Here is a 24723-nt window from a genome sequence, read left to right as displayed (position 1 = left end):
TCAGATTTTGACAGAAGCGTATCCAGCGTTTGCGAAGTAGTTTCTGCATTCATTGGGTTGGATGGTTGATACGAGGTGGCCGATGTGTCGCCAGGTGTCGTCGGTGGTTCGCTTCTGGGCGGCTCGCATCCAGTGTTTGATCTTGGCGAAGGCTTGCTCGATTGGGTTGAGGTCGGGCGAGTATGGCGGCAGATACCAAAGCCTGGCGCCTGCGGCGCGGATCATCTGCCGGATGGCGGCCGACTTGTGGGAGCCAAGATTATCCATGACGACGATGTCGCCGGGCTGGAGCACTGGCACGAGCTGCTGCTCGACATAGGCCCGGAAGCTCTCGCCGTTGATCGGTCCATCGAAGACGCAAGGGGCAGCAAGACGGTCGAGCCGCAGGGCGCCGAGGAAGGTCAGCGTGCGCCAGTGGCCGTGCGGAGCAAAGCCGCGCAGGCGTTTGCCGCATGGTCCCCAGCCGCGCAGCGGTGCCATGTTGGTCTTGATCCAGGTTTCGTCGATGAACACCAGCCGTTCCGGATCGAGACCCGCCTGCCAGGAACGCCAGCGTTGTCGTCGGCGGGCAACATCGGCGCGAGCTTGCTCAAGGGCGAATAGCGTTTTTTTTGAACCGCAATCCTTCGCGCCGCAGGAAATGCCATACCGTGTCGTGCGAGACCTTCACACCGCGCGCCGCAAGTTCGTCCTTCAGCCCATGCAGCGACAGATGCGACGTCTGGTTGATCCGTTCCACGATGAACGCCCGGTGCGGCTCCAGAACACGCTTGCGGTGGCCGCCCATCTTACCCGGTGCCACAGACCCATTCGCCCGATAGCGCTGCGACCACTTCACCGCCGACGAAACCGCCACGCCAAACGAGCCGCCACCGAGCGGCAGCTCTCGCCAGCCTCGATCGCGCCAACAACACGCTCACGTAGATCGTTCGAAAGGGGAGCCGTCATCTGATGCTGGCCTCCGATCCAGCCAGCATCTTGAATCACAAAACCACTCTCACGGGAATCCCGCAGATTCAGTCAAAATCTGAACTGCTCTAGGCGATCACGGACACCGCTGTGCAACTTTCATGCGGCGGCGGGTTTCTCGGTCGGTATGGTTGGCTGTATAGAGCCGTAGCCTTCGATCAGGAAAAGACCATGACCGCCAAATCGCGAAAATATCCCATGCTGCGGCGTTCGCGCGCGATGTGGGGTTCTAGGCGCGTCTGGCAGCCGCGCCTGGTTTTCTGGCCGGCGCCATCGCCATCGGTCTGATCAGCGTGCTGTTCGCCGTGATGGCCGACAAGGCGCAAGAGCTGTTCCACGTGATGATGGGCAATAGGGGCACCGGCTGGCGCGGGTTTCTTCCGATTATCGTGACGCCGATCGGCTTCGTCCTGTGCGCCTGGCTGGCCTACGCTTTTTTTCCCGGCTCGCAAGGCAGCGGCATTCCGCAGGCGATTGCGGCCCGCCATCTGCGCGAGGACCACGACCGCAGTCACATCCTGTCGCTGCGGCTGGTGGTGGGCAAGATCGTGCTTACCATCGTCGGCCTGTTCTGCGGAGCCTCGATCGGCCGCGAGGGTCCGACCGTGCAGGTCGGCGCCTCGCTGATGCTGCAGGTGGCGCGCTGGGGCGGCATGGCGCAGGCGCGGGGCCTGATCCTTGCCGGTTCGGCTGCCGGCATCGCTGCCGCCTTCAACACGCCGCTCGCCGGTATCGTCTTCGCCATCGAGGAAATGGGCCGCACCTACGAGGCGCGCACCAACGGCTTGGTGCTGACGGCGGTGATCCTGGCCGGCCTTGCCTCGCTCGGGCTGCTCGGCAACTACACCTATTTCGGCGTGTCGAAGGAGACGATCTCCTTTGCCGCGTGGCCGCTGGTGCTCTTCTGCGGCGTCATTGGCGGCGGTTTCGGCGCACTGTTTTCGTTGCTGGCGTTGAAAGCGACACGGCGAATTCGGCGCTGGAACGCCCTGCAGCCATTGTGGCGCACGTTGCTGGTCGCTGCCATTTGCGGGTTGGCCGTGGCGGTGATCGGCATCACGTCGGGCGGGCTGACCTTCGGCACCGGCTACGCTCAGGCGCGCAGCGCGGTGGAAGGCACACCGCTGCCTTGGTTCTTCTTCGCCGAGAAATTACTGGCAGGGCTGCTGTCGATGATATCGGGCATACCCGGCGGCATCTTCGCGCCTTCGTTGGCGGTGGGCGCCGGAATCGGCAGCTCGCTCGGGCTGATCTTCGGCTCCAGCACCGGCATTGCAGCGCTGCTTGGCATGGCCGGCTATTTCGCCGGCGATCGTGCAGGCGCCGATGACAGCCTTCGTCATCATCCTCGAAATGACCGGCAACCACGACAATGTCATCGCCCTGATGTGCGCCTCCATGCTTGGCTACGGCACCGCACGCATGATCTCGCACGAACCGCTTTATCATGCGCTGTCGCGGGTCTTCATCGCCGAGGCGATCCGGCGACGGCGGGCCGAGGCCATCTAGCCGTCGTCGATAAGGTCTAAGTCTAGGATTGCTAAGTTAGACGAATGCGCGAAAAGCGCCCGGCTGATGTCCACCTGCAGTGAACCAACTGGCCGTACTCAGGTTGCGCTTGCGGCTCAAGGCGCTAACATGGCGCTATATTCGCGGAACAACAACGACGATGCATGATTCAGGCGAAAGCGCTTCCCGACAGAATAGGATGTTCGGCTCATTTGTCGGTGGTGGCACGATAGGCGCTCTCGGTGGCTTGATCGGTCTTGGAGGGGCAGAGTTCCGCCTACCGCTGTTGATTGGCCTTTTTGGTTTCCCAGCATTGGAAGCAGTGATCCTGAACAAGGCGATGAGCCTTGTGGTGGTTGGATCAGCATTGCCCTTTCGGGCTCGCTCGGTGCCGTTTGAACAGGTAGCCGCGCATTGGCCAGTTATCGTCAACCTCCTTGCCGGCAGTTTGATCGGCGCGTGGTTCGGCGCCGGTTGGGCCACCCGTCTCAGGTCAGAAACCCTCTATCGGGTTATTTCGGTCATGTTGGTGATCATCGCTGCCGTGCTGGTTTTCGGTCACGACGCGAAGGCGGGAGGCGGGTTGTTTACGGCGCCTGTTCTCATTATTGCAGGCGTTTTCGCCGGGTTGGTGATTGGTGTCATATCCGCCCTGCTGGGGGTGGCGGGCGGCGAGTTGTTAATTCCAACGCTTGTGTTGCTGTTCGGCATTGATATCAAACTGGCGGGCAGCCTCTCCCTGGCTGTTAGTCTGCCAACAATGCTGGTGGGGTTTGCACGATACAGCCAGGACCAAAGTTTTTCGGTGTTGGGCCGCAACCGCGTATTTCTCCTTGTGATGGCTGCCGGCTCTGTCGCCGGGACATTCGTCGGAGGCCAACTCCTCGGCCTTATTCCCAGTGCGTTGCTGCTCCCCTTACTTTCCGTCATCCTGGTGCTGTCGGCGATCAAGGTCTGGCGCCACACCTAGTGGATGGCAGGGGCAGGCCCATGCCCTTCCCCGTAGCGCTATTCTTTTCATACATCTCGCACCTATCAGTCGTTCTGTCGCCGAACTTTTGGGCGCGCTGCTCGCCAATGGCCTTGGCGGGATGGCTGCTCGCCGAGCCGAAAACCAGTCAGACAGATGAAAGCTGCAGAATGACCATAGCAATTTACATTAACCCCGACTGCGGCACGTCGCGCAACACGCTCGCGATCAGCAAACAGTCCGGCCAGGAGCCGGAGGTGACCGAGTACCTGAAGAACCCGCCGTCGCGGGAAAAGCTCGTGGAGTTGATCAAGGCGATGGGGATGACGCCGCTCCAATTGCTTCGCGAGAAGGGGACACCCTACGCTGACCTCAAGGTCGATGATCCGAAGTGGACCGACGAACCAAACCGTGGCAGCCTGATTCTCGTCGGTTGGCTTGTCGTCTTCTGGAAAGCTTTTGATATCCCAGCCTTCCAACGCGAACGGTCCTTCCGCGCCTTGCAAAGCCGTAATGTCGGCCGGTGCAAACACTGCTTCGGCCGCCGCACTGCCGCATGCGAGTTCCTGCGGTGTGGCATCTTCAATGTCCAAGCGAAGTTCCATTGCTCCTACGGCTAATTCCGTCGCTGGTGAACAAAACGAGAACACAGAGTCAAGCATACCCTTGACGAGAGAGGAATATGTTCCTTATTTCAGCTTGATCTTGAGCAGCAGAGGACCATGGCTCGGCGTCAATCACGCTAGCCGGCGAAGCTATGGCAAAAACCGCGGAAGACAATTTTCGGATCGAGGTATGGGATCGCGACGAGCAGGCTTTGTCGGAAACGATTTCGCGTTCCCCCGATTTAACTGTGAGTCAGGCAGCCTGGCAAGCTGCCATCCGGCGGCGGCCAGGCATGTTGCTGATCCACTACAACAGCCGACATGTGATGGAGAAAATCCTGACACCGGGCGAGGTGAATATCTCGCCGCAGGCCATCATCGCTGGCAGCGTTCACGCGGGCCTCGACGTCGCGCTCGGCGATCTTCGCGAGTGGCATGTGTTGCGGGCTTGGGTGAACGGAGGCAAGACGTCATCGATTTCGTCCGGGCCATCTCGGCTCTGGTTTGGACATCCGATCTCGGTCAGCGGCCGGACTGTCGAGAGCCGGAAATGCGCGCGATCTCCGCCAGTCGGCTTCGACGCAAAATATGCGGACCGCCGCGGACGGGGACAGTCGGTCCCGCGTCCCGTCCTGCGGCCGGCGCTATGCTGACGCTCCTACGGCTGTCCCGTTTACCGCCCGTGGCGGGGGCGAATTTCCTCCGTCCTGCGCGCGACAATTGTCCGCTGTTGCGGCCGCGCGCAGGGCTGCGGCTTATACGCCTTTATTCCTTTGAGCGCCGACGGTCACCGGCGCGGGATGCTTGGGCATGGAACCGAATCCCAGGCAGGGTATTGAATCGGACTATGTATCCGAGATTCCGCATGTCGGCTGTAGACGGCACCCTCAGTAAAAGCCGCGCACGGCGCAGAGACTCAGAATCTGTCCCCACATATCGACTCCCGAAGTTTCGTCCCTTCCAGCTATGCACGCTGACAGACCACATACCGGTGGGCGGGGATTGGCTCTTCGAGATGAAGTTCGACGGCTATCGTGCCCAAGTCGCCATCTCCGGCTCGAATGTCGTCGTCTATACCCGCAATGGCCACGACTGGACCCGACAGTTCAAGGTCATCTTGCCGCCGCTTCAGAATCTGACCAAAGGCGCGGTTCTGATCGATGGTGAGATCGTTGCCATCGACAGCCAGGGCCGTACGAACTTCTCCATGCTGAAAACCGGCATTGCCGCGGGTATGCCGCTCAAGTTCTACGCCTTCGATCTGCTTGAGTTCGATGGCGAAGATCTGTCGAACCAGCCGCTCCTAAAGCGCAAGGAACGACTTGAGTCCCTGCTTGGCGCGCGCCGCCCAGACGACAGCCTGCAATTCTCCAGCCACATCATCGACCAGGGCAAAACGGTGTTCGAGGCCATGTGCGAGGGCGGCCACGAAGGCGTCATCGCCAAGCGCGCCGACAGCTCCTACGTCGGCGACCGCACCTCGAGTTGGCTCAAGATCAAGTGCACGAAGCGACAGGAATTCGTCGTCGGCGGCTACCGTCCAAGTGACACGGGGCGTGGCATGGCATCGTTGATCCTCGGCACCTACGACAATGGCGAGCTCATTTATCGCGGCCGCGTCGGCACGGGGTTCACCGCGGCGATGCGCAAGGACATCCTCGCAAAGCTCGAGAAACGCCGTGTTGAGAAACCGGCTTTCGCCTCCGTTCCGAGAGACATTGCACGACGTGCCAAATGGGTGAAGCCCGAGCTTGTTGCCGAGGTTACCTATGCCGAAGTGACACCGGACGGCAACTTGCGGCATCCAAGCTTTGAGGGCATGCGCGAAGACAAGCGGGCCGACCAGGTGGTGATGGAAATGCCGAAGACACCGGCAACGCTTGGCTCCGCCAATCTCGATCCGGGAATAGGCAAGGAGATCGCCGCTGCTGTCGGCGTCAAGCTGACGCATCCAGACAAGGTCATGTATCCGGGGACCAAGGTGACCAAGGCCACGCTCGCCGCCTACTACGCCGTGGTCGCCGAGAAGATGCTGCCGCACATCCAGGATCGGCCGCTGTCGCTGGTGCGCGATACCGATGGTGACCTGCAACAGACCTTCTTTCAGAAGCACAGATTGCCAGGCATGCCCAAGGCCATCCATGACGGCCAGCTGGAGAAGATGTCCGGCAAGGAAAGCCGCATCTTGTGGGTCGATGACTTGGCTGGGCTGATCGCCGGCATCCAGATGAACGTGCTCGAATTCCACATCTGGGGAAGCCGTCGCAAGCAGCCGGATCTGCCGCACCGCATGATCTTCGACATCGACCCCGACGAGGGCTTGGGCTTTACTGCTGTTAAGCAGGCAGCCCTCGACATTCGGGGCATTCTGAAGGCGCTTGGACTGCAGTCGTGGCCGTTGCTGTCCGGCGGCAAGGGCGTTCATGTGGTCGTGCCGATCGTCCCGGAGGCAGACTGGGACGAGGTCAAGAGCTTCTGCCAGGACTTCGCCGAACTGCTGGCCCGTACAGATCCGTCGCGCTTCGTCGCCAACATGAGCAAGGCGAAGCGTAAGGGCAGAATGTTTCTCGATTACCTCCGCAACGGCCAGGGCTCCACCGCAATCTGCCCCTGGTCGACTCGGGCACGCGCGGGGGCGTCGTGCGCGGTGCCCGTCAGCTGGGATGAGTTGCCCTCCTGCGAAAGCGCCAACGGTTTCGATGTTTTCGTCGCCGCCGCGCGGGCTCAGTTGCCCGAAGCCTGGGAAGGTTATTTCGACGTCGCACAAACGCTTACCGACCGCATCCGCCACGCAGTCCGGTAGCATAAACATACTAGATGGTCGCGACATTTGCCGATTTGGCGCGGTCCGCCTTTGCCCCAATTTCGAGCGTCCGCCTTCTGCGGGAGGCTCTAGAGTGAGAGTACGGAACGGTGTGCCGTGACGGGTTGAGAGCTGGAGGAGAGGCCTCCGGCGCCCGTCGCGGAGAACCGCGATGTCCAGACATTACGCTCGCGCCGGCGCCGACCGGACAAGCCTCTATGACGATATCACCAACAAGATCATCGCCGAACTGGAAGCTGGGCGCTTTCCCTGGGTGCAGCCCTGGGGCACCACGGCGGCGCAGGCACCCCTCGCCATGCCGGCCAATGCCGCCTCTGGCCGCCCCTATTCGGGGATCAACGTGCTGATCCTGTGGGGTGCGGTCGTCGAGCATGGCTTTCCCGTCCAGGGCTGGCTGACTTTCCGCCAGGCGCTATCGCTGGGCAGCCATGTCCGCAAGGGCGAACACGGGACCACCGTCGTCTATGCCGACCGTTTTATCCCTGACGGTGAGAAGAATCGCGCGCGGGAAACCGGCGAGGCAGCCCAGGCGATACCGTTCCTGAAGCGCTTCACCGTGTTCAACGTTGCGCAATGCGAAAATCTGCCCGACGATCTGGCGGTGTTTCCGTCCGCACCAGAGCCCGGACTGATCGAACCGGCGGTCGACGCACTGATCAAGGCGACAGGTATCGATTTCCGCATCGGTGGCAGCAGTGCCTATTATGTGCCGGCGCAGGACTACGTGCGGGTGCCTCCCCCTCAGGCCTATTTCGAGACCATCGACTGGCACCGCACCGCCCTGCACGAACTTGGGCATGCGACTGGCCACGCCTCCCGCGTCGGCCGTGACCTCGGCGGCGTCTTCGGCACAAAACGATATGCTTTCGAGGAACTGGTCGCCGAAATGAACGCAGCCTTCTGCTGCGCCTCGCTTGGCATCGTGCCGACCGTGCGCCACGCTGATTACCTGGCCTCCTGGCTCGAGGTCCTGCGCGAAGACAACCGCGCCATCGTGCGTGCCGCCTCCCAGGCCAGCAAGGCGGCCGACTGGCTGCTCGCCTTCCTGCCGCAACCTGACCGTGCAGCCAGGGAAGGCCCGGCCGACGTCGATGAGGCCGAAATCGAGAGAAGGGCGGCATGATCGTTCTCACCGAGGAACTGCGCGTGCCTGCTCTCCAACGGCCGCGAGCGCGGCGCCGAACACGTACCGGCCGTGAAGTTCTTCAATCCACTCGGCGAAGGAGCCTGACTCGCGACCGCGCTGGATGCCGATGGCGACACCATGTTCGGTCTCGCCGATCTCGGCTATCCGGGGCAGGGCAGTTTCTCGCTGCTTGAGATGATGTCGGCCGGCTGCCCTTCGGCATCGGAATCGAGCGCGACATCCTCTTTGGTACCGACCTGCCGATTTCGGTCTGGGCAGAGGCCGCCCGCCGGGCGGGAAGCCTTCGCGACGCCGAACGCATCTCTACCACGCCGCCCAGCGTGCCCGCGGGCCCTGTCCCCCTCTGGATCTTCGGTGTGCGGCGCAGTCCTCAGAGTGAGAGGGCTGCGCCCGTCTTTTTTGACGGGTTTGGAGGTCGAGAGAGTCTCGGTCGCCCCGTTGCGGAGATAATCCCATGGCTACGCCCAAGCAGAAGATCACCCTCAACGCTTCACGTGACATCCCCTTCAACAAGCTGATGCTGAGTCAGTCCAATGTCCGGCGCATCAAGCGCGGGGAAACCATAGAGGACCTCGCCGCGTCGATCGCACGGCGCGGCCTGCTCCAGAGCCTCAACGTCCGGCCAGTATTGGACGGCGAGGGTAACGAGACCGGCATGTTCGAGGTGCCGGCTGGCGGGCGCCGCTATCGCGCGCTGGAACTGCTGGTCAGGCAGAAGCGCATGATCAAGACCGAGCCAGTTCCCTGCGTCGTCAGCGACGCCCACAGCGCGGTCCCGATCGAGGAGGACTCGCTGGCCGAGAATTTTCAGCGCGAAGATTTACATCCGCTCGACATGTTTCGCGCCTTCCAGACACTTCATGACCAGGGCGCGAGCTATGAGGAGATTGCCGCACGCTTCTTCGTCTCCGCAACATTCGTGCAGCAGCGCCTCAGGCTGGCCAGGGTTTCGGCCAAGCTGCAGGAGGTCTACGAGCAGGATGGCATGAAGCTCGAGCAGCTCATGGCGTTCACCGTGACCGACGATCACGCCCGTCAGGAGCAGGTCTGGGAGGCGCTCGAAAACTCCTGGTCGAAGGAGCCGCAGCAGATCCGGCGCCTTTTGACGGAAACCACTGTGCGGGCAAGCGATCGCCGGGCGCTTTTCGTCGGTGTCGACGCGTATGTCGCTGCCGGCGGCATGGTGCTGCGCGACCTGTTCGAGGCCGACAATGGCGGCTGGCTGCAGGACCCCGCTCTGCTCGACCGCTTGGTCCGCGATAGGCTGAAGTCGATCGCCGACGAGATCGCGGCGGAGGGCTGGAAGTGGATCGTGGTCGATGCCGATCTGCCCTACGGGCACAATCACGGTCTGCGGGCACTCGCCGGCACCGCTGCCGATCTGACTGATGAGGAGCGGGCGGAACGCGAAGCCCTGCGGGCGGAGTACGATCGGCTGGAAGCCGAGTATGGCGAATCCGACGAACTCCCCGACGATGTCGATCAGCGCCTCGGTCAGATCGAGACCGCGCTTGAGGCCTTCGAGAGCCGGCCGATGAACTACGATCGGGCCGAGATCGCCCGCGCCGGTGTGTTCATCAGCATCGATCATGATGGCCGTCTCGTCGTCGATCGGGGCCATGTGCGCCCCGAGGACGAAGCGATGCAGGTGATCGACGGCGACTCTGCCGAGCCAGGCTGCGCTACCGAGAACGAGGACAGCAGACACGATCCTTCGGCCCGCCGCGCCACCATCACCATCGGCGCACAGGCGTCCGAGCCCGAGGAGGATGACGGCGACACCATCAAGCCGCTACCCGAGCGCCTGGTCATCGAACTCACCGCCCATCGCACGTTGGCGCTGCGCAACGCAGTGGCCGAGAACCAGCATGTGGCCATCACGGCGCTCTTGCACAGGCTCGTCCTCGACACCTTCGGTCAGCGTTCCGCCATCGGCTGCGTCGAGGCCTTCGTCCGACATGTCCACTTGCCGTGGCAGGACGTCGGTCTCAAGGACAGCCCTGCGGCCAAGGCCGTCGATGAGCGCCATGAGGCATGGAAGAGCGTCATTCCACTGGATGACGACGAAACCCTATGGGCGTGGCTCGACGGACTCGATGAAGCCAGCCGGCAGACGCTGCTGGCGCATTGCGTCAGCTATGGGATCAACGCCCTGTTCGAACGACCCAATCCCTACGGTAGCGGCGTTTCCCAGCATGGACTCGATCAGCGCCTGCGTGAAGCCGATCGGTTGTCCCGTGCCACCGGGCTTGACATGGTAGATGCCGGCTGGCGGCCGACGGTGGATAACTATCTCGGTCGCGTCACCAAGTCCCGCATTCTCGAAGCCGTGCGCGAAGGCGCTGGTGACCAGGCCGCCCAGCTTATCGACCATCTCAAGAAGGCCGACATGGCCAAAGAGGCCGAGCGCCTCCTAGCCGATAGTGGCTGGCTACCCGAACCGCTCCGCCTCAGCGGCAATGACTCGCCGGCCGCGCAGCCGGATGACGGTGAGGAAGCCGACCTTCCCGAATTCCTCGCCGGTGACGACATGGACGGCTCGGCCGCGGATGAGACTGCCGCACACGCGGTCGCCGCCGGATAGCACCGTTGGCGGAGTGGCCCAGGTCGCTCGGCCCTTTCTTCTTCACCTCGCGGCCCGGTGTATCGCCGGGCCATTTTCGTTCCAGGAGACACATCCATGTCCCGCCCACATCGTCTATGACAAGGTACTCGGACGGCACGCCCAGACGCTTTCCCCGCAAGCTCGCGGACTGGGAGCGTCGCAACGGTCTCGGCCGCCTGGTCCGTAAGGCACCACCGCGCGACCGTCCCACCTACTGCGCCCCGGCCTCGATCACACTCAATGAAGGGAACTTTTCCCCCGGCGGCATCATCCTCGTGACCGTTATGCGCCGCCACACGGTCGACAGCACGCTCAGCTTCGAGCTCATCGAGCGACCCGCGACCGGCATGGTCCGGGTCCTGCAGCAGGTCGGTGACGACGACGAATTGCTCCACCTCGCCGAGAGGCGCGATGCGGCCGAACTCTGGTTGGCCAAGACCGGATACCGCAATGCGCGTCTTGAAGATATCACCGCCGACGAGGTTGGCGCCGATGTCGTCGAAGGACGGGCGGCAGCCTGGCTCGCGCGGCGTCACACCCCACCGAGAACGTTAATCTCAACCATCGCGGCCCAGGCTCGGAGACGAGCGCCGGGCAGCCGTCCGCTCATCTTGCCGATGGCAATCCCTATGATGCCTACCTGACGCCCGATCCGACGGCGCCAATGGTTTCCTACAGAAGTCGGAGCCTGACGGCGGAAATACGATCGAGATCGGTTGATACCGGCAAGGGCTCCACCTCATGGCGGGGCGCTTGTTTCATTTTGGCTCCGGCGGGGGTCTGAGAGGGAGAGGCGGCCGGGATGGGTTTGAATCCGCGCGGTCCAGAGAGAGAGCGCCGCGCGGCTCGATCCTGTCCCCGCTCTCCCGAGGCTCACACCATGTACATGATCTCGCCCGCTGTGGCGGTCCCCTCAGCCGCGCTTCCTCTCCCCCAAACCGGTGCAGCCGGCGCAATCTTCGCCGCCGCCGGCCTTCTGCTTCCCAATCTCGAGCGCGGCGACAACATCGACGCGCCAAAGTTGCGCGCGGCGATGGAAGCCGCATTCGGCGCCTCCGACGCCGCCGGCGCCTGGGACTGGAAGCAGGCCTACGATGCCTGCGAGGCTGCGACGGTCCTTTTTCTGCGCAAGTACGGAAAGGCGTTGTTCCGCAAAGCCGCGTCTCCGGCTCTGCGGCTTTCCGCATTGTCGAAGATCGCCGGGCTCATGCCGACGCATACCCGCCGATCCGAAGAGGCGCAGACCTTCCAGCAGTTCTCGACGCCGATTCCGCTCGGCCTGGTCGCCGCAACGGCCGCCGCCATCACGCCGGCCGACCGTGTGCTGGAGCCTTCCGCCGGCACCGGGCTGCTCGCCATCCTGGCCGAGATAGCCGGCGCGTCGCTCACCCTCAACGAGCTTGCGGAGACGCGCGCGGCACTTCTCTCGTGCCTCTTTCCGGCCGTCTCCGCCAGCCGCTTCGACGCCGCCCAGATCGACGACCATCTCGATCCTGGCGCCGTGCCGAGCGTGGTGCTGATGAACCCGCCCTTTTCGGTCATGGCCAATGTCGAGGGCCGCATGGCCGACGCGGCCTGGCGGCACATCGCCTCGGCGCTGGCGCGCCTGGCGCCCGGCGGGCGGCTGGTGACGATCACCGGGGCGAGTTTCGCCCCCGAAAATCCGGCATGGACCCCGGCCTTCACCCGGCTGCAGGAGCGTGGTCGCGTGGTCTTCTCCGCCGCCATCGACGGCTCGGTCTATGCCAAGCACGGCACGACCTTCCCGACGCGCCTCACCGTCATCGACAGGGTGCCGGCGGACGATCCCTCGCTCTTCCCCGATGCTCCCGGCATCGCTCTGGATGCGGCAACGCTCCTCACGTGGCTTGAGGAGCGCCTTCCCGCGCGGCCGCCGGTCGTGATGGCCGCCGTTTCCAGCGCGGCATCGGAGGTCGCCGCGCCCCGCACCGTGCACAGCTATCTCGCACGCTCGGGGAGAACCACGCCACGCATGTCGATCGCCGAACCGGAAGCCATCGACCTCGCCTATGAGGCTGTCGACTGGCAGGCGGCCGAGGGGGGCCAGATCAGCGACGCCATCTATGAGGCCTACGGGCTTCAGGCGATCCGCATCCCCGGCTCTCGGGCTCACCCCACCCAGCTCGTTCAATCGGCGGCCATGGCCTCGGTGGCGCCGCCCAAGCCGAGCTACCGGCCGCGCCTGCCGAAGAACGTCCTTGACCTGCTCTCGGACGCGCAGCTCGAGACCGTCATCTATGCCGGCGAGGCTCACGCCGAGTATCTCGCCGGCGCCTGGACGCTCGACGATACCTTTGACGTGGTTAGCGCGGCGGCTGATGACACAGCGGGGGCCGTGCGCTTCCGGCAAGGCTTCATGATCGGCGACGGTACGGGTGTAGGCAAGGGCCGCGAGTCCGCCGCCGTAATCCTAGACAATTGGATGCGGGGCCGGCGTAAGGCGGTCTGGATCTCCAAGTCCGACAAGCTCATCGAGGATGCGCGGCGCGACTGGTCCGCGCTCGGCATGGAGCGCTTGCTAGTCACGCCGCTCTCCCGCTTCCGGCAGGGCAGGCCGATCGTGCTGCCGGAAGGCATCCTATTCACCACCTATGCCACGCTGCGCGCCGACGATCGCGGCGAGAAGGTTTCGCGGGTCAAACAAATCGTCGAATGGTTGGGTCCGGATTTCGATGGAGTCATCATCTTCGACGAAGCCCACGCCATCCAGAATGCCGCCGGCGGCAAGAGCGAACGGGGCGATGCCGCCCCCTCGCAGCAGGGCCGTGCTGGCTTGCGGCTGCAGCACGCGCTGCCGAATGCCCGCATCGTTTATGTCTCGGCCACCGGCGCCACCACCGTTCACAATCTCGCCTATGCCCAGCGGCTCGGCCTCTGGGGCGGCGAGCTTTTTCCGTTCTCGACGCGGGCGGACTTCGTCGAGGCGATCGAGGGCGGCGGCGTCGCGGCTATGGAAGTGCTGGCGCGCGACCTCAGGGCGCTCGGTCTCTATACGGCGCGGTCTTTGTCATTCTCCGGCGTCGAATACGAACTGCTCGAGCATGAGCTGACGCCCGAACAGGTCCGCATCTATGACGCGTACGCTGGGGCCTTCGGCGTCATCCATAACAATCTCGATGCGGCGATGCAGGCGGCCAACATCACCGGCAGCACCGGCACGCTCAATGCCCAGGCCAAGTCGGCCGCCCGCAGCGCCTTTGAAAGCGCCAAGCAGCGCTTCTTCGGTCATTTGTTGACCAGCATGAAGACGCCGACCCTGATCCGCTCCATCACCCGGGATCTGGAGGAGGGGCATGCGGCCGTTGTCCAGATCGTCTCGACCGGCGAGGCGCTCATGGAACGGAGGCTGGCCGAACTGCCGACCGAGGAATGGAACGACGTCCGGGTCGACATCACGCCCCGCGAATATGTCCTTGACTACCTGGCCCATTCCTTCCCGGTGCAGCTCTACGAGCCCTTCACCGACAGTGAAGGCAATCTGTCGTCTCGGCCGGTCTATCGCGACGGCCAGTCGGTCGAGAGCCGCGAGGCGGTCGCCCGGCGCGACGAGCTGATCGCCAGGCTCGCCAGCTTGACGCCTGTCCCCGGCGCGCTCGACCAGATCGTCCAGCATTTCGGGGTGGACATCGTGGCCGAGGTCACCGGTCGCTCGCGCCGCATTGTCCGCAAGGCCGAGCGCCTTGTCGTTGAAAACCGTGCCGGGTCAGCCAACCTCGCCGAGACGCAGGCCTTCATGGATGACCAGAAGCGCGTTCTGGTTTTTTCGGACGCGGGCGGAACGGGGAGGAGTTACCACGCCGAACTGTCGGCCCGGAACACGCGGTTGCGCGTCCACTACCTGCTAGAGGCCGGCTGGAAGGCCGACACCGCCATTCAGGGACTGGGCCGCACACATCGCACCAATCAGGCGCAGCCGCCGCTCTTCCGGCCGATCTCGACCAATGTGAAAGCCGAAAAGCGCTTCCTCTCGACGATCGCCCGCCGCCTCGACACGCTGGGCGCAATCACGCGCGGCCAGCGCCAGACCGGCGGCCAAGGGCTGTTCCGGCCACAGGACAATCTGGAAAGCCACTATGCCCGCGATGCGCTACGGCAACTCTATCTGCTGATCGTACGCGGCAAGGTCGAGGGCTGCTCGCTCGAGCGTTTCGAGGCGGCGACGGGCCTCAAGCTGATGGATGCCAGTGGCATCAAGGATGAACTGCCGCCGATCACCACCTTCCTGAACCGGCTGCTGGCGCTGACCATCGAATTGCAGGGCGTGCTGTTCGGTGCCTTCGAGCAACTGCTGGCCGCGCGCATCGAGGGCGCGATCGCGTCGGGCACCTACGATGCCGGGCTCGAGACCCTGCGGGCCGAGAGCTTCGTCATCACCGACCGGCAGGTGATCTACACCCATCCGCGCACCGGCGCCGAAACGCGGCTGCTGACGATCACCGAACGCAAGCGCAATCGGCCAGTAACGCTCGATGCGGCGCTCCATCATCTTCGCGATTCGCGCGCCATATTACTGATCAACGAGCAATCTGGCCGCGCCGCCGTGCAGATCCCGACCACCAGCATCATGCTCGACGATGGCGAGATCGAGCGGCGGGTGCGCCTGGTCCGGCCGATGGAAGGCCAGAACATGCCGCTCAAGGCTATGGGCGAAACCCGCTGGGTCGAGGCCCACCATGAAGCTTTCGCCGCAGCATGGGCTGCGGAGGTCGCCGAGGTTCCCGAGTTCACCGATGCCATCCTGCACATGGTGACGGGCCTGTTGTTGCCGATCTGGAAGCGTCTGCCGAACGAGTCGACCCGCGTTTATCGACTTCAGACCGACGAGGGCGAGCGCATCATTGGCCGCCGTGTCTCGCCGGCCTGGGTCGCCAACGCCACGGCGACGGGCGTGGCATCGCTATCGCCCGAGCAGGCGCTCGCGGCGCTGATCGACGGGCGGACGATCCTCGATCTCGCCGAGGGTCTCCAGCTTCGCGGCAGCCGCGTCATGGGCGCGTGGCGCATCGAGCTGTCGGGCTTCACCGACACGATGCGGCAGCGCCTCACCGCCTACGGTCTCTTCCACGAGATCATTTCGTGGAAGCTCAGGATGTTCGTGCCGATCGACGCCAACGGGCTCGCCGTGCTGGAGCGCGTGCTCGAGCGCTTCCCAATCGAGCGGGTCAGCGAGCGGGAGGCTGCATGATGACGCGTCACGCTGCATCCGACCTCGCACACCGCCTCGCCGAACATGCCGAGGCGGTGTGCCGCCACTACCTCTCCAACGGCCATCGTCAGGGCAACTATTGGACCGTCGGCGACGTCCGCAATGCGCCGGGCCGCTCGATGTTCGTGCGTCTGCAGCCATCCCCAAAGGGACCGCCAGGCAAATGGACCGACGCCGCTACCGGCGAGCATGGCGACCTGCTCGACGTCATCCGTGAATCCCTCGGACTGGTCAACTTCCGGGACGTCGCCGATGAGGCGCGCCTGTTTCTCGCTATGCCAGATGCCATGCCACCCCGACCGGCCGCGCCGATCACGCAGGTCCCCATTGGATCTCCGGAAGCGGCTCGCCGACTGGTCGCCATGTCGAAGCCCATTATAAGCACCCTCGTGGAAACCTATTTGCGTGGACGTGGCATTGCGACTTTGTCCGGCACCGGATCGCTGCGGTTCCATCCGCGCTGCTACTACCGGCCCGGCGATCATGGACGGACCGAGACCTTGCCGGCAATGATCGCTGCTGTCACCGACCTTGATGGACATTTGACCGGCGCGCACCGCACCTGGCTCGCACCGGACGGCACCGGCAAGGCGCTCGTCGACACGCCGCGTCGCGCAATGGGTGACCTTCTGGGTCATGCCGTCCGCTTCGGTGCACCCGGCAGCGTCATGGCGGCAGGCGAAGGCATTGAGACGACGCTGTCGCTCAGATGCGCCTTGCCCGATATGGCGATGGCTGCGGCACTCTCGGCAGCCCATCTAGCCGCCATCCTGTTCCCGCCAACCCTGCGCCGGCTCTATGTCATCCGCGACAACGATCCGGCCGGTGACGGTGCCCGCGACAGCCTGCTCGAGCGCGCGACGGACGCCGGAATCGAGGCAATCGTGCTGTCGCCGGCGATGCAAGACTTCAACGAAGACCTCGGCCGCTTCGGACTTGCCGCCTTCCGGGCCTCGATTGCAGACCAGCTCATGCGCAAAGATCGCATCCGCTATCTGACACAGGCGGCATGAGCCGGGAGGGGAAGCGCGCGGCGAACGGTGCCGGTGCGGCGCATGGATGAGTGACCCGCCGGCAGAGAGCCGCGACCCGGCCTTCGAGAGGGCGATCGGGCCTACGAACTGGCCGGCCAGGCAATGGCGGCGGCCGACTATTTTCCGGCGGCGCGCGACTGCTCGCGAATGGCAGGGATTGGTCGCGACGCCTTTCCATCGCGAGGCAAAATAGCCGGCCACCGCCATCCTCCGCTGCACTCCGGCCCTCCGCTTCGCTGCGGGTGTCTGGCCAACCTGCCCGTGGGCTCTCGTCGCCATGAAGGCCGCGACGGTCGCGGTCAAACCGACGGGAGCATCCCATGGCCGAGCACGACACCGAACCGCACCACGCCGCTTGTCCGACCGATCACATCCTCACCGAACTCCAGCTCTATGGCTGGCGCCCATTTGCGGACGAGCCCGATCCGCGACCGCTCCCCGGCGGCGACCACGTGGCCGGAGCCGTGGCCGACATCTTTGACGCCCTCATCGCCACTCTGGCCGACACGCGCCTCGAACCCGACCTCGATGACCTGCTCTGGTCCGTCACCAATGTCTTCCACCGAGCTGTACAACGGATCGAGCGGCAACTGGACGACAACGAGCAGGCCCAGCGCCGACTGCAGCGCGAACAGGACGGCAGCGAGATCAAGGCGGTTGAACTCGAGAACCTCACCGCCCAGGGCCAGACCATGATCGAACGGCGCGACGCCTTCGAACTCATGCGTGACCAGGCCGCCGACCACTACGATCAGTACACTGGCTCGGCCTGGCGACCGCGCACAGGGTCGATCGTCAACCACCACCATCTCACCGCCGCAATGATCGATAGCCGCGACTTCCTCGCGGCCAGGCGGCGCGCGGAAACCGAAATCATGTTACCCGCCGGCCCCAAGATCGCCTTCTCAGGCGGCGATACCGCCGATCACGAGTTGATCTGGGCAAAGCTCGACCAAATCCGCGCCAAGCACCCTGACATGGTGCTGATGCACGGCGGATCACCGAAAGGCGCCGAAAGGACCGCCGCTCGCTGGGCCGATCATCGCAAGGTTCCACAGGTCGCCTTCAAGCCCGACTGGAGCAAACATGCCAAGGCCGCTCCCTTCAAGCGCAACGATCAGATGTTGGCGGTCTTGCCGATCGGCGTCATCATCTTTCCGGGCACCGGCATTCAGGAGAACCTCGCGGACAAGGCCCGCAAGCTCGGCATCCCGGTCTATCGGCTCGGCGGCTCGTGAGCGCCGCCTTCCTCACCCGCTCAAATCCCAGTCTAGGTTTGGTCGGAGCTATGCAATGTCTACGTCTTTCACAACTGGATGGCTGCTTCGCGCCTCAAGGCGGCCATTCACGATCGCATTCGCTAGTTCGAGAATCCGCCATTGATATGCCTAGAATTGGGCGCCGAACGTTGTGGAATGCGGCATTCCACCAGCACGGAACCAGATAGCGGCGCTCGGCTGCCAAGTGCCGTTCCGGACGGTCCTCGGCCAATGTTGGGGGCCGACAACTCTTCGGAGACTGTGACGAGAAACTCGCTGGCCGGCGCGTGTCGGTTACGTTCAAAAGGATGCGAAGGCGCTAACCCTTGGTAGATCGGATTTGACAAAGCCGGAGATTTCCTGATCCACATGACCGCCTGCTGATAGTCGCCGCTGAAATAGGAGCAAAGGGCCAGATCCGCCTCCCTGCCATACGACGCTCATCCTTGGTTCAGCCGACGGCCTGACGCCATCAACCCGCCAGGGGTCGGACTACGCGAAGCGTGCCGCCGCTCCGGCTTCGCCTTCGCGGTGATTGCGGCCATCGGCCGAACACATCGGGCGCCTGTCAGCGGGGGAGGGTCCTCCGCTTCAAACAGGAGCCGGATCGATGTCCCTCGCCGACGCGCATGCCTTTGCCTTCAGCCTCGCCGCCACCCTCTGGTAATCATCGTCATCTTTCCTGCCGGCGACGGCACTCTCTCGGTCGTGCCCGCGAACAAGTATGACGGCGACGACACCGCCATCGTCGGCGAAATCGACCGTTCGCCCCAGGACGGGGCGAACATTGCCGCTGGCGAAACAGAGCTTTGGCATCTCGCCGGTGCTTTTCGTTGCTATGCTCTGCGCTGCGCCGAGGTGGTGGTGGAAGGCGCAATCGCCAGAGCTATTCTCTCGGAGAGACCACCATGATGATCCTCGGCATGTTCGTTTGTACCGCGGGCCATCGGCATCCTGTGCTGGTTGCTCTTCACTTGCTATCTTCGTCCTTCCGTTGTTCGTCGGGGTCAGCGCAGGCACGTGGGCATTCAACACCGGTGCCGGCAGGCTTGACGCGATCCTCGTCGGAAGCCTCGCAGCCGGGTTGACGCTCGGCGTCGGCCAATCCTCCTTGGCGTTGTCAGCCCCATGTGGGCCAAGGTGGCGATCACGCTGGTCTTCATCGCGCCTGCGATCGTTACCGGCTGCCATGCCTCCCACGGCATCGCGAAGCACATAATGACTTCGGAAACCTGGCAGGTCGTCTTTTCCGTCATTGGCGCGACCGCCGTCGTCGGCGTCACGGCATATCTCCGGGTGGTGGGCATGACAGCCGCCGACGGATCCGGCAGGAACGTGGTTCGCGCCTAGACCCGCGCGGACGAGGCGGATGGACCAGACCGAGGAAGGCCTAGCCACCTCATTATCGGTGGCTGGAGCAATCGGGTTCCAGGGCAAATCGAGCAACGGCCACGTGCCGGCGCGGCCCCGTCTATGGCCTTGGACTTTCTTCAGTCGATGCCCATGGCAGACCGACCAGTCGGTAGCAGGACGGCAGCGGGCGGTGGCGGCGGCGTTGCAGGTGCGCGGAATCTGTGCCTGGAATGCGAGGGCGATGCGGTGAAGCCTGTAGCGATCTGCCCGAGGCGCGTTGCATGCCAACGTCTCCGTTGCCAATCTGTCCCAAGAGCGCTCCAAACGGCCTCTTCAATGGGCTGATCTGGCCGAAGGACGGCTGAAGCCTCGACCGCCTGAGCCGCAACGGCGCGTCTCGACTTTCTTCCCCTGCCGGCGCCCACCCCATGCGGCAAGCGCATTGGGACCCCGAGCGCCGCCATTCCTCGCGAGACAAGAAAGCCGTTCTTGCGCCGTCCTCCGCTTTGCTTCGGTCGCAAGCGATGCGTCGTCGGTCGCCTCCGGCCAACCGATCGCCATCGAGGCCGCATGGTGCGGGCTCGGAACAGAAAACGGAGACTTACAATGGCTACCATCGGCACCTTCAAGAAGTCCGCCTCGAACGAATTCACCGGTGAAATCGTCACCCTCAGCGTCCAGGCCAAGAACGTGCGCATCGTCCCAGACACTCGCGCCACTGGCGAGAACGCTCCCAGCCACCGGGTGCTGGTCGGCCGCGCCGAGATCGGGGCCGCATGGTCGAAGACCTCCAACGAGGGCCGCGACTACCTGGGCCTCAAGCTCGACGATCCGAGCTTCAACGCACCGATCTACGCCAACCTCTTCGACGACGAGGAAGGTGAGGGTTTCTCGCTCATCTGGTCCCGCCCGAACGCGCGGCGGGGTGACTAAGGACCCGCGCAGGCCCCGGCCGGAAGGCCGGGGCCTTCTTCCGCGGACGCCGGTTCGGTTCTCCCAAGCCGAGAGCGATGCCGAAACCGCATCGCCCGATGCTGATCAACCATCCTCCGCTGGCAAAATTGCTTCTATAAAATGCAGGCTCACACGGTGAAGACGAGGCAAGCGATGATCGAGCCGTTTGACGAAACCGCGCCGACCAGTGACGAACTCACCGAATACGATCGGGAACACGTCAAGCTCTATATGCGCCTGCTTGACGCCGCCGACGACGGCGCGGACTGGCGCGAGGTGGTCGAAATTCTCTTCGGCATTGATCTGACGAAGGAGCCACAACGCGCCCGGCGCATCCACGACAGCCATCTGGCGCGAGCGCGCTGGATGGCGCGTGCAGGCTACCGTCATCTCTTGCGTCGACCCGGCAACTAGCACCACAGCGCCTGCGGTTCGCGGGTGATGCCGAAGTGGCATCACCCGATGCCCGGCAAGGGTCTTCCGCCAATCGCTACAACCCGGAATCGTTTGGAGGCGGGGTCTACGCGTTTGCGAGGAGCTCTTGGATGAGGCCGGATACGTCGCATTGGCGAGACAATGACAGCTACGATTATTTCGATACTTTACCAATCGAAGGGCTCGCCTGGGAGTGTCTGCGACGTCACGAACCCTATCAACGGCACTACCGAGCGCTCCTGACCACAAGAGCCGAGAAAGCACCATTCCGGCCTGAGGCACAGCGGCTGTGGGGGTTGCGATTTCCCGGCTAGGCCGGATTTGTCCGCCTTGGCGCAAGACGTTCTGTGGTCGCCTGACGTCGATCCAGCTGTGGTTTCTCTCGTGCCGGCGCCGGAATTCCTGTCGTCCTTGCGATCGGCGCCGTTGACCGGCCTGGGCGTGGTCCACGACAGCCCGGAAGGGCACCACTTTGTCCATAGTGCAGGTGTTGTCACTCAACTTCTCCTTCTGCCCGGCAGTGACCCGCACAGCCCTCTGGCAGCCTTGATTCCCCTGGACGAGGAAACGTTGGGACGGATCGAAGCACTCACCCGCTTCTGGCGTTCCTTGCTGGGACGCCCCACACCTTCGGACACGCGGATGACCCCGCAGCAGCGACGCCGCTTTCGTCTGATGATGCAGGCCGCTGACGGCCACTCGAATGGCGCGAGCTACCGCGACATTGCCATCGCCCTTTACGGGTTTAAGCGCGTCGCCGCTGATCCCTGGAAGACCTCCGCGCTGCGCGATGCGGTGATCGGTCTCGTCGAAGGCGCCACCGCCATGATCGGCGGCGGCTATTTGCAAATCCTGCGTCATCGCCGCCGATCCTAGCGGGGTCTGGCCGCGCAAAAGGGGTGGAGTTTTAACCCCCCTCAATTTCCCCATCCCTGACGATGCTTACTCTCCGCCACCGTGGTCTCCGTCCACCGCTGAACGCCAGCGGCTGCCCAAAACCCCACGGAGGTTCGACCCATGCGACCCGATATCGCCGTTTTGCCGCCGCGCTTCCTGCGCACCAAGGAAGCCGCGGATTTCCTCAGCCTGTCCGCCCGCACGCTGGAAAAGCACCGGACCTATGGCACTGGTCCTTCCTACCGAAAGCTCGGCGGCCGCGTCGTCTATGCCGTCGACGACCTTCAGGCCTGGGCCGAACGCGGCGCTGTCACTTCGACATCCGATCCGCGTGGGTCGGTCCTGCCCGCGAAGCGTCATACACCGACGCTGCCGGCGCATGGCGGACGATACGCACGCTGACCGCGCGCGGATTTCCAGATGGTGGCGCGAAACCAATCCCTTTCGGACCGCGGGCAGCTCGACCTTTTCCGGGCGCTGCCTGGCGACTTCGCCCCACGAGACGCGCAGGATCTCATGGCCTATCCGTTCTTCTCACTTTCCAAGACCCATCGCATCACCCCGATCGATTTTGCCGCCGGCGACGTCACGATCCGGGTCGAGGCCGTACCCGATCATGGCATGGCGACCATCTGGGACGCCGACATCCTGATCTGGGCCGCGAGCCAGATCGTCGAGGCCCGTGACACCGGGCTTCGCACCTCGCGCCTTATGGCCGCAACGCCCTATGAGATCCTTACCTTCGTCGGCCGCGGCAAGAGCCTGCGCGACTATCAGCGCCTGAAGGCGGGGCTTGATCGACTGCAGTCGACCACCGTCTCGACGACAATTCGTCAGCCCGCCGAAGGCCGGCGTCACCGCTTCTCTTGGATCAATGAGTGGCAGGAGCGCATCGACCGCCATGGCAAGCCCGCGGGGATCGAGTTGATCGTCCCCGACTGGTTCTACCGGGCGGTCCTCGATGACGCGCTCGTGCTGACGATCAATCGGGCCTATTTCGACCTGACTGGGGGGCTGGAGCGCTGGCTCTATCGGCTGGTGCGCAAGCATGGCGGACGCCAGCGCGACGGCTGGCGCTTCGACTTCCGTCACCTTCACCAGAAATCCGGCAGCCTGTCGCCCTACAAGCGCTTTGCCTTCGAGCTGCGCGACATCATCCGCCGCCAGCCGCTGCCCGGCTACACCCTTGCGCTGGAAGTGGAGATTGGCGGCCGGGTTCTGCTTGCCTTCGAGCGGATCGGCTCCTGTGGAAGGCCTGTGGACGGCCTCGTGCTATCGGGAACCGGACCTATCGTGCCACCGGGAACCGCAGGCTCGTGCTATCAGGAACCGAAACGGGGCCTAACCCTAGGAAAGCAAAGCGGAAATCGCGCCCTTAACTTAGACTCTAACCCAGATTCTAACTTTGAAGAACGCGCGCGCAATGTGCAGAGGCTGATCCGCCGAACCAGCGACGCACTCGGGATAGAGACCGACAAGACCTCCAATGCGCCATCGGTTTCTGGCGGTCGCATCACGGCAACCAGCGCTTCCGAAGGTCCGACTCCGCCGCTTGATCCGCGCTCGGGAGCCACCCGATGAGCGCCGCACCCCTCAATCGAAAGAGCCGTGTCGGCAAGGCAACTTTGACGCTGCATCTCGCCCGTGAATTGACCTCCAAGGGAAATCAGTTCGCGATTTTCGTCGTGCGCCCGACCACCGAGCTGACGACTCAGGAGCGCGACCGCATCGCCGCTCTCCAGCACGACATCAGCGTCGCCGACACGCTGCGCGCGAGGCTCGCGCGCGAATTTCCCACCACATCAGGAGAACCGAAATGACTGGCATCGCGGCTCCCCGCATGCGCGACGCGTTCCCGGCCACGCACCACGCTCGCGACGATCTCGTCCATGTCGAACTGACCTGGGTCGCGAAGAGACAGGAGAACTGGATCCTTTTCGGCACGCACGCCCGCGAACAGATCGTTGATCGTCGCCGGCGCATCCTGTCCTTTCGCCCCGGCACGGTCTTCGCGTTCGTGCGCTGGGCCGCGAACGACTTCGGAACGATCTTCTCACGCATCGATATCGTGCGTGCGGTCGCGTCTGGCGAAGCCTATCAGACGCTGCCCTTCGTGCGACCCGGCGGCGACATCCTGCTGAAGGTCGAGAGCTGGCCCAAGGTCGAACGCGTGCTGCAGGCGATTGACGCCATTCAGCGCCTCGGCATCGAGCCTGAGTCGGTGTCGCCCGATCATTGGCGGCACATCCACAACCGGATAACCGCCGGCCATGCGCCGCGCAGCTACACACTCGACCAACATCGTGCCTTCCTGCTGCGCAAGCGGACCGAGCCGTGACGCGCGCCGGGATCATCTTAGCCAGCGTTATCGCAACCATGGGCGTCGGTCATCCCGGCCTCACTTCGATGCCCGCGAAGCTCATCTGGAATGCGTCAGCCAGCGCACCGATCGGCTTCTACACGATCGACTTCGACGGACCCTTCGAGGTCACCGATCTTGTGGCCGTCGACGTGCCTGAGCCGCTCGCGGCGTTCCTCGCCGATCGCGGCTATCTGCCGAGGGGCGTGCCACTCCTGAAGCGCATCCTTGGCGTTGCCGGGCAATGGGTCTGTCGCTTGAACCTCACCATCACTGTCGATGGTATCGAGGCGGGGATGGCGTTGACGCGTGACCGGGCCGGCCGTGACCTGCCGGTCTGGCAGGGTTGCCGCCGCATCGCGAGCGGCGAAGTCTTCCTGATGAACCGGCATGTCCGCGACAGCTTCGACGGCCGCTACTTCGGCCCCACTTCCACCGCCCAGATCATCGGCCGCGCCGTCCCGCTGTGGACCGACGAGGACGGCAACGGCCGCTTCGAATGGCGCGCGCCCACGCGGTGAGCGCGCGACCGGCGGCGCGCGTCGTGCCGCCAGTCTTCATCACCGCACAACTGAA

General features: G+C 64.0%; 18 protein-coding genes and 5 pseudogenes. 22 read left to right on the top strand and 1 reads right to left on the bottom strand.

Annotation, left to right across the window (positions count from 1 at the left end):
• Positions 1–948: pseudogene (locus tag X728_RS1000000169310) on the bottom strand (IS630 family transposase).
• A 192-nt stretch (positions 949–1140) separates the two neighbouring features.
• Between X728_RS1000000169310 and X728_RS01000000167035 the strand changes: the two are divergent.
• The 22 genes and pseudogenes from X728_RS01000000167035 (at position 1141) to X728_RS145075 (ending at position 24668) form a co-directional block, all read left to right on the top strand.
• Positions 1141–2478, top strand: a pseudogene (locus X728_RS01000000167035) (chloride channel protein).
• Between the two features lie 160 nt (positions 2479–2638).
• Positions 2639–3448, top strand: coding sequence for a sulfite exporter TauE/SafE family protein (locus tag X728_RS145005; RefSeq protein ID WP_023832386.1), 810 nt, complete (start codon positions 2639–2641; stop codon positions 3446–3448).
• Between the two features lie 170 nt (positions 3449–3618).
• Positions 3619–4068, top strand: coding sequence for an arsenate reductase (locus tag X728_RS1000000171760; protein WP_023832385.1), 450 nt, complete (start codon positions 3619–3621; stop codon positions 4066–4068).
• A gap of 137 nt (positions 4069–4205) precedes the next feature.
• A complete protein-coding gene (locus tag X728_RS1000000171755; RefSeq protein ID WP_023832384.1) occupies positions 4206–4706 on the top strand; it encodes a hypothetical protein in 501 nt (166 codons plus the stop codon).
• On the top strand, positions 4700–6856 hold the full coding sequence (gene ligD / locus X728_RS145010; protein WP_245266191.1) for a DNA ligase D: 2157 nt from the start codon (positions 4700–4702) through the stop codon (positions 6854–6856). The genes X728_RS1000000171755 and ligD overlap by 7 nt, the downstream gene beginning before the upstream one ends.
• Before the next feature lie 172 nt (positions 6857–7028).
• Positions 7029–8000: a zincin-like metallopeptidase domain-containing protein gene (locus X728_RS145015; RefSeq protein WP_023832382.1), complete on the top strand. Its 972-nt coding sequence runs from the start codon at positions 7029–7031 to the stop codon at positions 7998–8000.
• Positions 7997–8326, top strand: a pseudogene (locus X728_RS1000000171750) (DUF2958 domain-containing protein); the annotation flags it as partial. The gene X728_RS145015 and the pseudogene X728_RS1000000171750, both read left to right, overlap by 4 nt.
• A gap of 152 nt (positions 8327–8478) precedes the next feature.
• On the top strand, positions 8479–10608 hold the full coding sequence (locus tag X728_RS145020) for a ParB/RepB/Spo0J family partition protein (RefSeq protein WP_023832381.1): 2130 nt from the start codon (positions 8479–8481) through the stop codon (positions 10606–10608).
• Between the two features lie 116 nt (positions 10609–10724).
• Positions 10725–11144: pseudogene (locus X728_RS0135770) on the top strand (hypothetical protein); the annotation flags it as partial.
• A 365-nt stretch (positions 11145–11509) separates the two neighbouring features.
• Positions 11510–15835, top strand: coding sequence for a strawberry notch family protein (locus X728_RS145025; RefSeq protein WP_023832379.1), 4326 nt, complete (start codon positions 11510–11512; stop codon positions 15833–15835).
• The gene (locus X728_RS145030; RefSeq protein ID WP_023832378.1) at positions 15835–16869 is read left to right on the top strand and encodes a toprim domain-containing protein; all 1035 of its coding nucleotides are present in this window, start codon (positions 15835–15837) and stop codon (positions 16867–16869) included. Before X728_RS145025 ends, X728_RS145030 begins: the two co-directional genes overlap by 1 nt.
• A 341-nt stretch (positions 16870–17210) precedes the next feature.
• On the top strand, positions 17211–18128 hold the full coding sequence (locus X728_RS145035; RefSeq protein WP_023832377.1) for a DUF2493 domain-containing protein: 918 nt from the start codon (positions 17211–17213) through the stop codon (positions 18126–18128).
• A 929-nt stretch (positions 18129–19057) separates the two neighbouring features.
• Positions 19058–19499, top strand: a pseudogene (locus X728_RS01000000167030) (hypothetical protein).
• Between the two features lie 609 nt (positions 19500–20108).
• Positions 20109–20435: a DUF736 domain-containing protein gene (locus X728_RS145045; RefSeq protein ID WP_023731557.1), complete on the top strand. Its 327-nt coding sequence runs from the start codon at positions 20109–20111 to the stop codon at positions 20433–20435.
• A 174-nt stretch (positions 20436–20609) separates the two neighbouring features.
• Complete coding sequence (locus X728_RS145050; RefSeq protein WP_023715497.1) at positions 20610–20870, top strand: DUF2285 domain-containing protein; 261 nt, start codon at positions 20610–20612, stop codon at positions 20868–20870.
• A gap of 131 nt (positions 20871–21001) precedes the next feature.
• Positions 21002–21205, top strand: coding sequence for a DUF6499 domain-containing protein (locus tag X728_RS1000000171745; RefSeq protein WP_245266190.1), 204 nt, complete (start codon positions 21002–21004; stop codon positions 21203–21205).
• Positions 21206–21221: 16 nt separating this feature from the next.
• A complete protein-coding gene (locus X728_RS1000000169295; RefSeq protein ID WP_245266189.1) occupies positions 21222–21767 on the top strand; it encodes a DUF2285 domain-containing protein in 546 nt (181 codons plus the stop codon).
• 141 nt (positions 21768–21908) lie between these two features.
• On the top strand, positions 21909–22190 hold the full coding sequence (locus X728_RS145055; protein ID WP_023822857.1) for a helix-turn-helix domain-containing protein: 282 nt from the start codon (positions 21909–21911) through the stop codon (positions 22188–22190).
• A gap of 18 nt (positions 22191–22208) precedes the next feature.
• On the top strand, positions 22209–23369 hold the full coding sequence (locus X728_RS145060; protein WP_023832374.1) for a replication initiator protein A: 1161 nt from the start codon (positions 22209–22211) through the stop codon (positions 23367–23369).
• Entirely contained in the window at positions 23366–23608 is a 243-nt protein-coding gene (locus X728_RS145065) for a hypothetical protein (protein WP_023822855.1), read from the top strand. The genes X728_RS145060 and X728_RS145065 overlap by 4 nt, the downstream gene beginning before the upstream one ends.
• A complete protein-coding gene (locus tag X728_RS145070) occupies positions 23605–24126 on the top strand; it encodes a DUF2840 domain-containing protein (protein WP_023832373.1) in 522 nt (173 codons plus the stop codon). Before X728_RS145065 ends, X728_RS145070 begins: the two co-directional genes overlap by 4 nt.
• Entirely contained in the window at positions 24123–24668 is a 546-nt protein-coding gene (locus tag X728_RS145075) for a S26 family signal peptidase (protein ID WP_023832372.1), read from the top strand. The genes X728_RS145070 and X728_RS145075 overlap by 4 nt, the downstream gene beginning before the upstream one ends.
• Positions 24669–24723: the final 55 nt, after the last annotated feature.

Source organism: Mesorhizobium sp. L103C119B0 (assembly GCF_000502235.1).
In the GTDB taxonomy this organism is placed as follows: domain Bacteria; phylum Pseudomonadota; class Alphaproteobacteria; order Rhizobiales; family Rhizobiaceae; genus Mesorhizobium.
The sequence above is the reverse complement of the archived record's forward strand: the minus strand, read 5'-3'. Positions and strand labels throughout refer to the sequence as shown.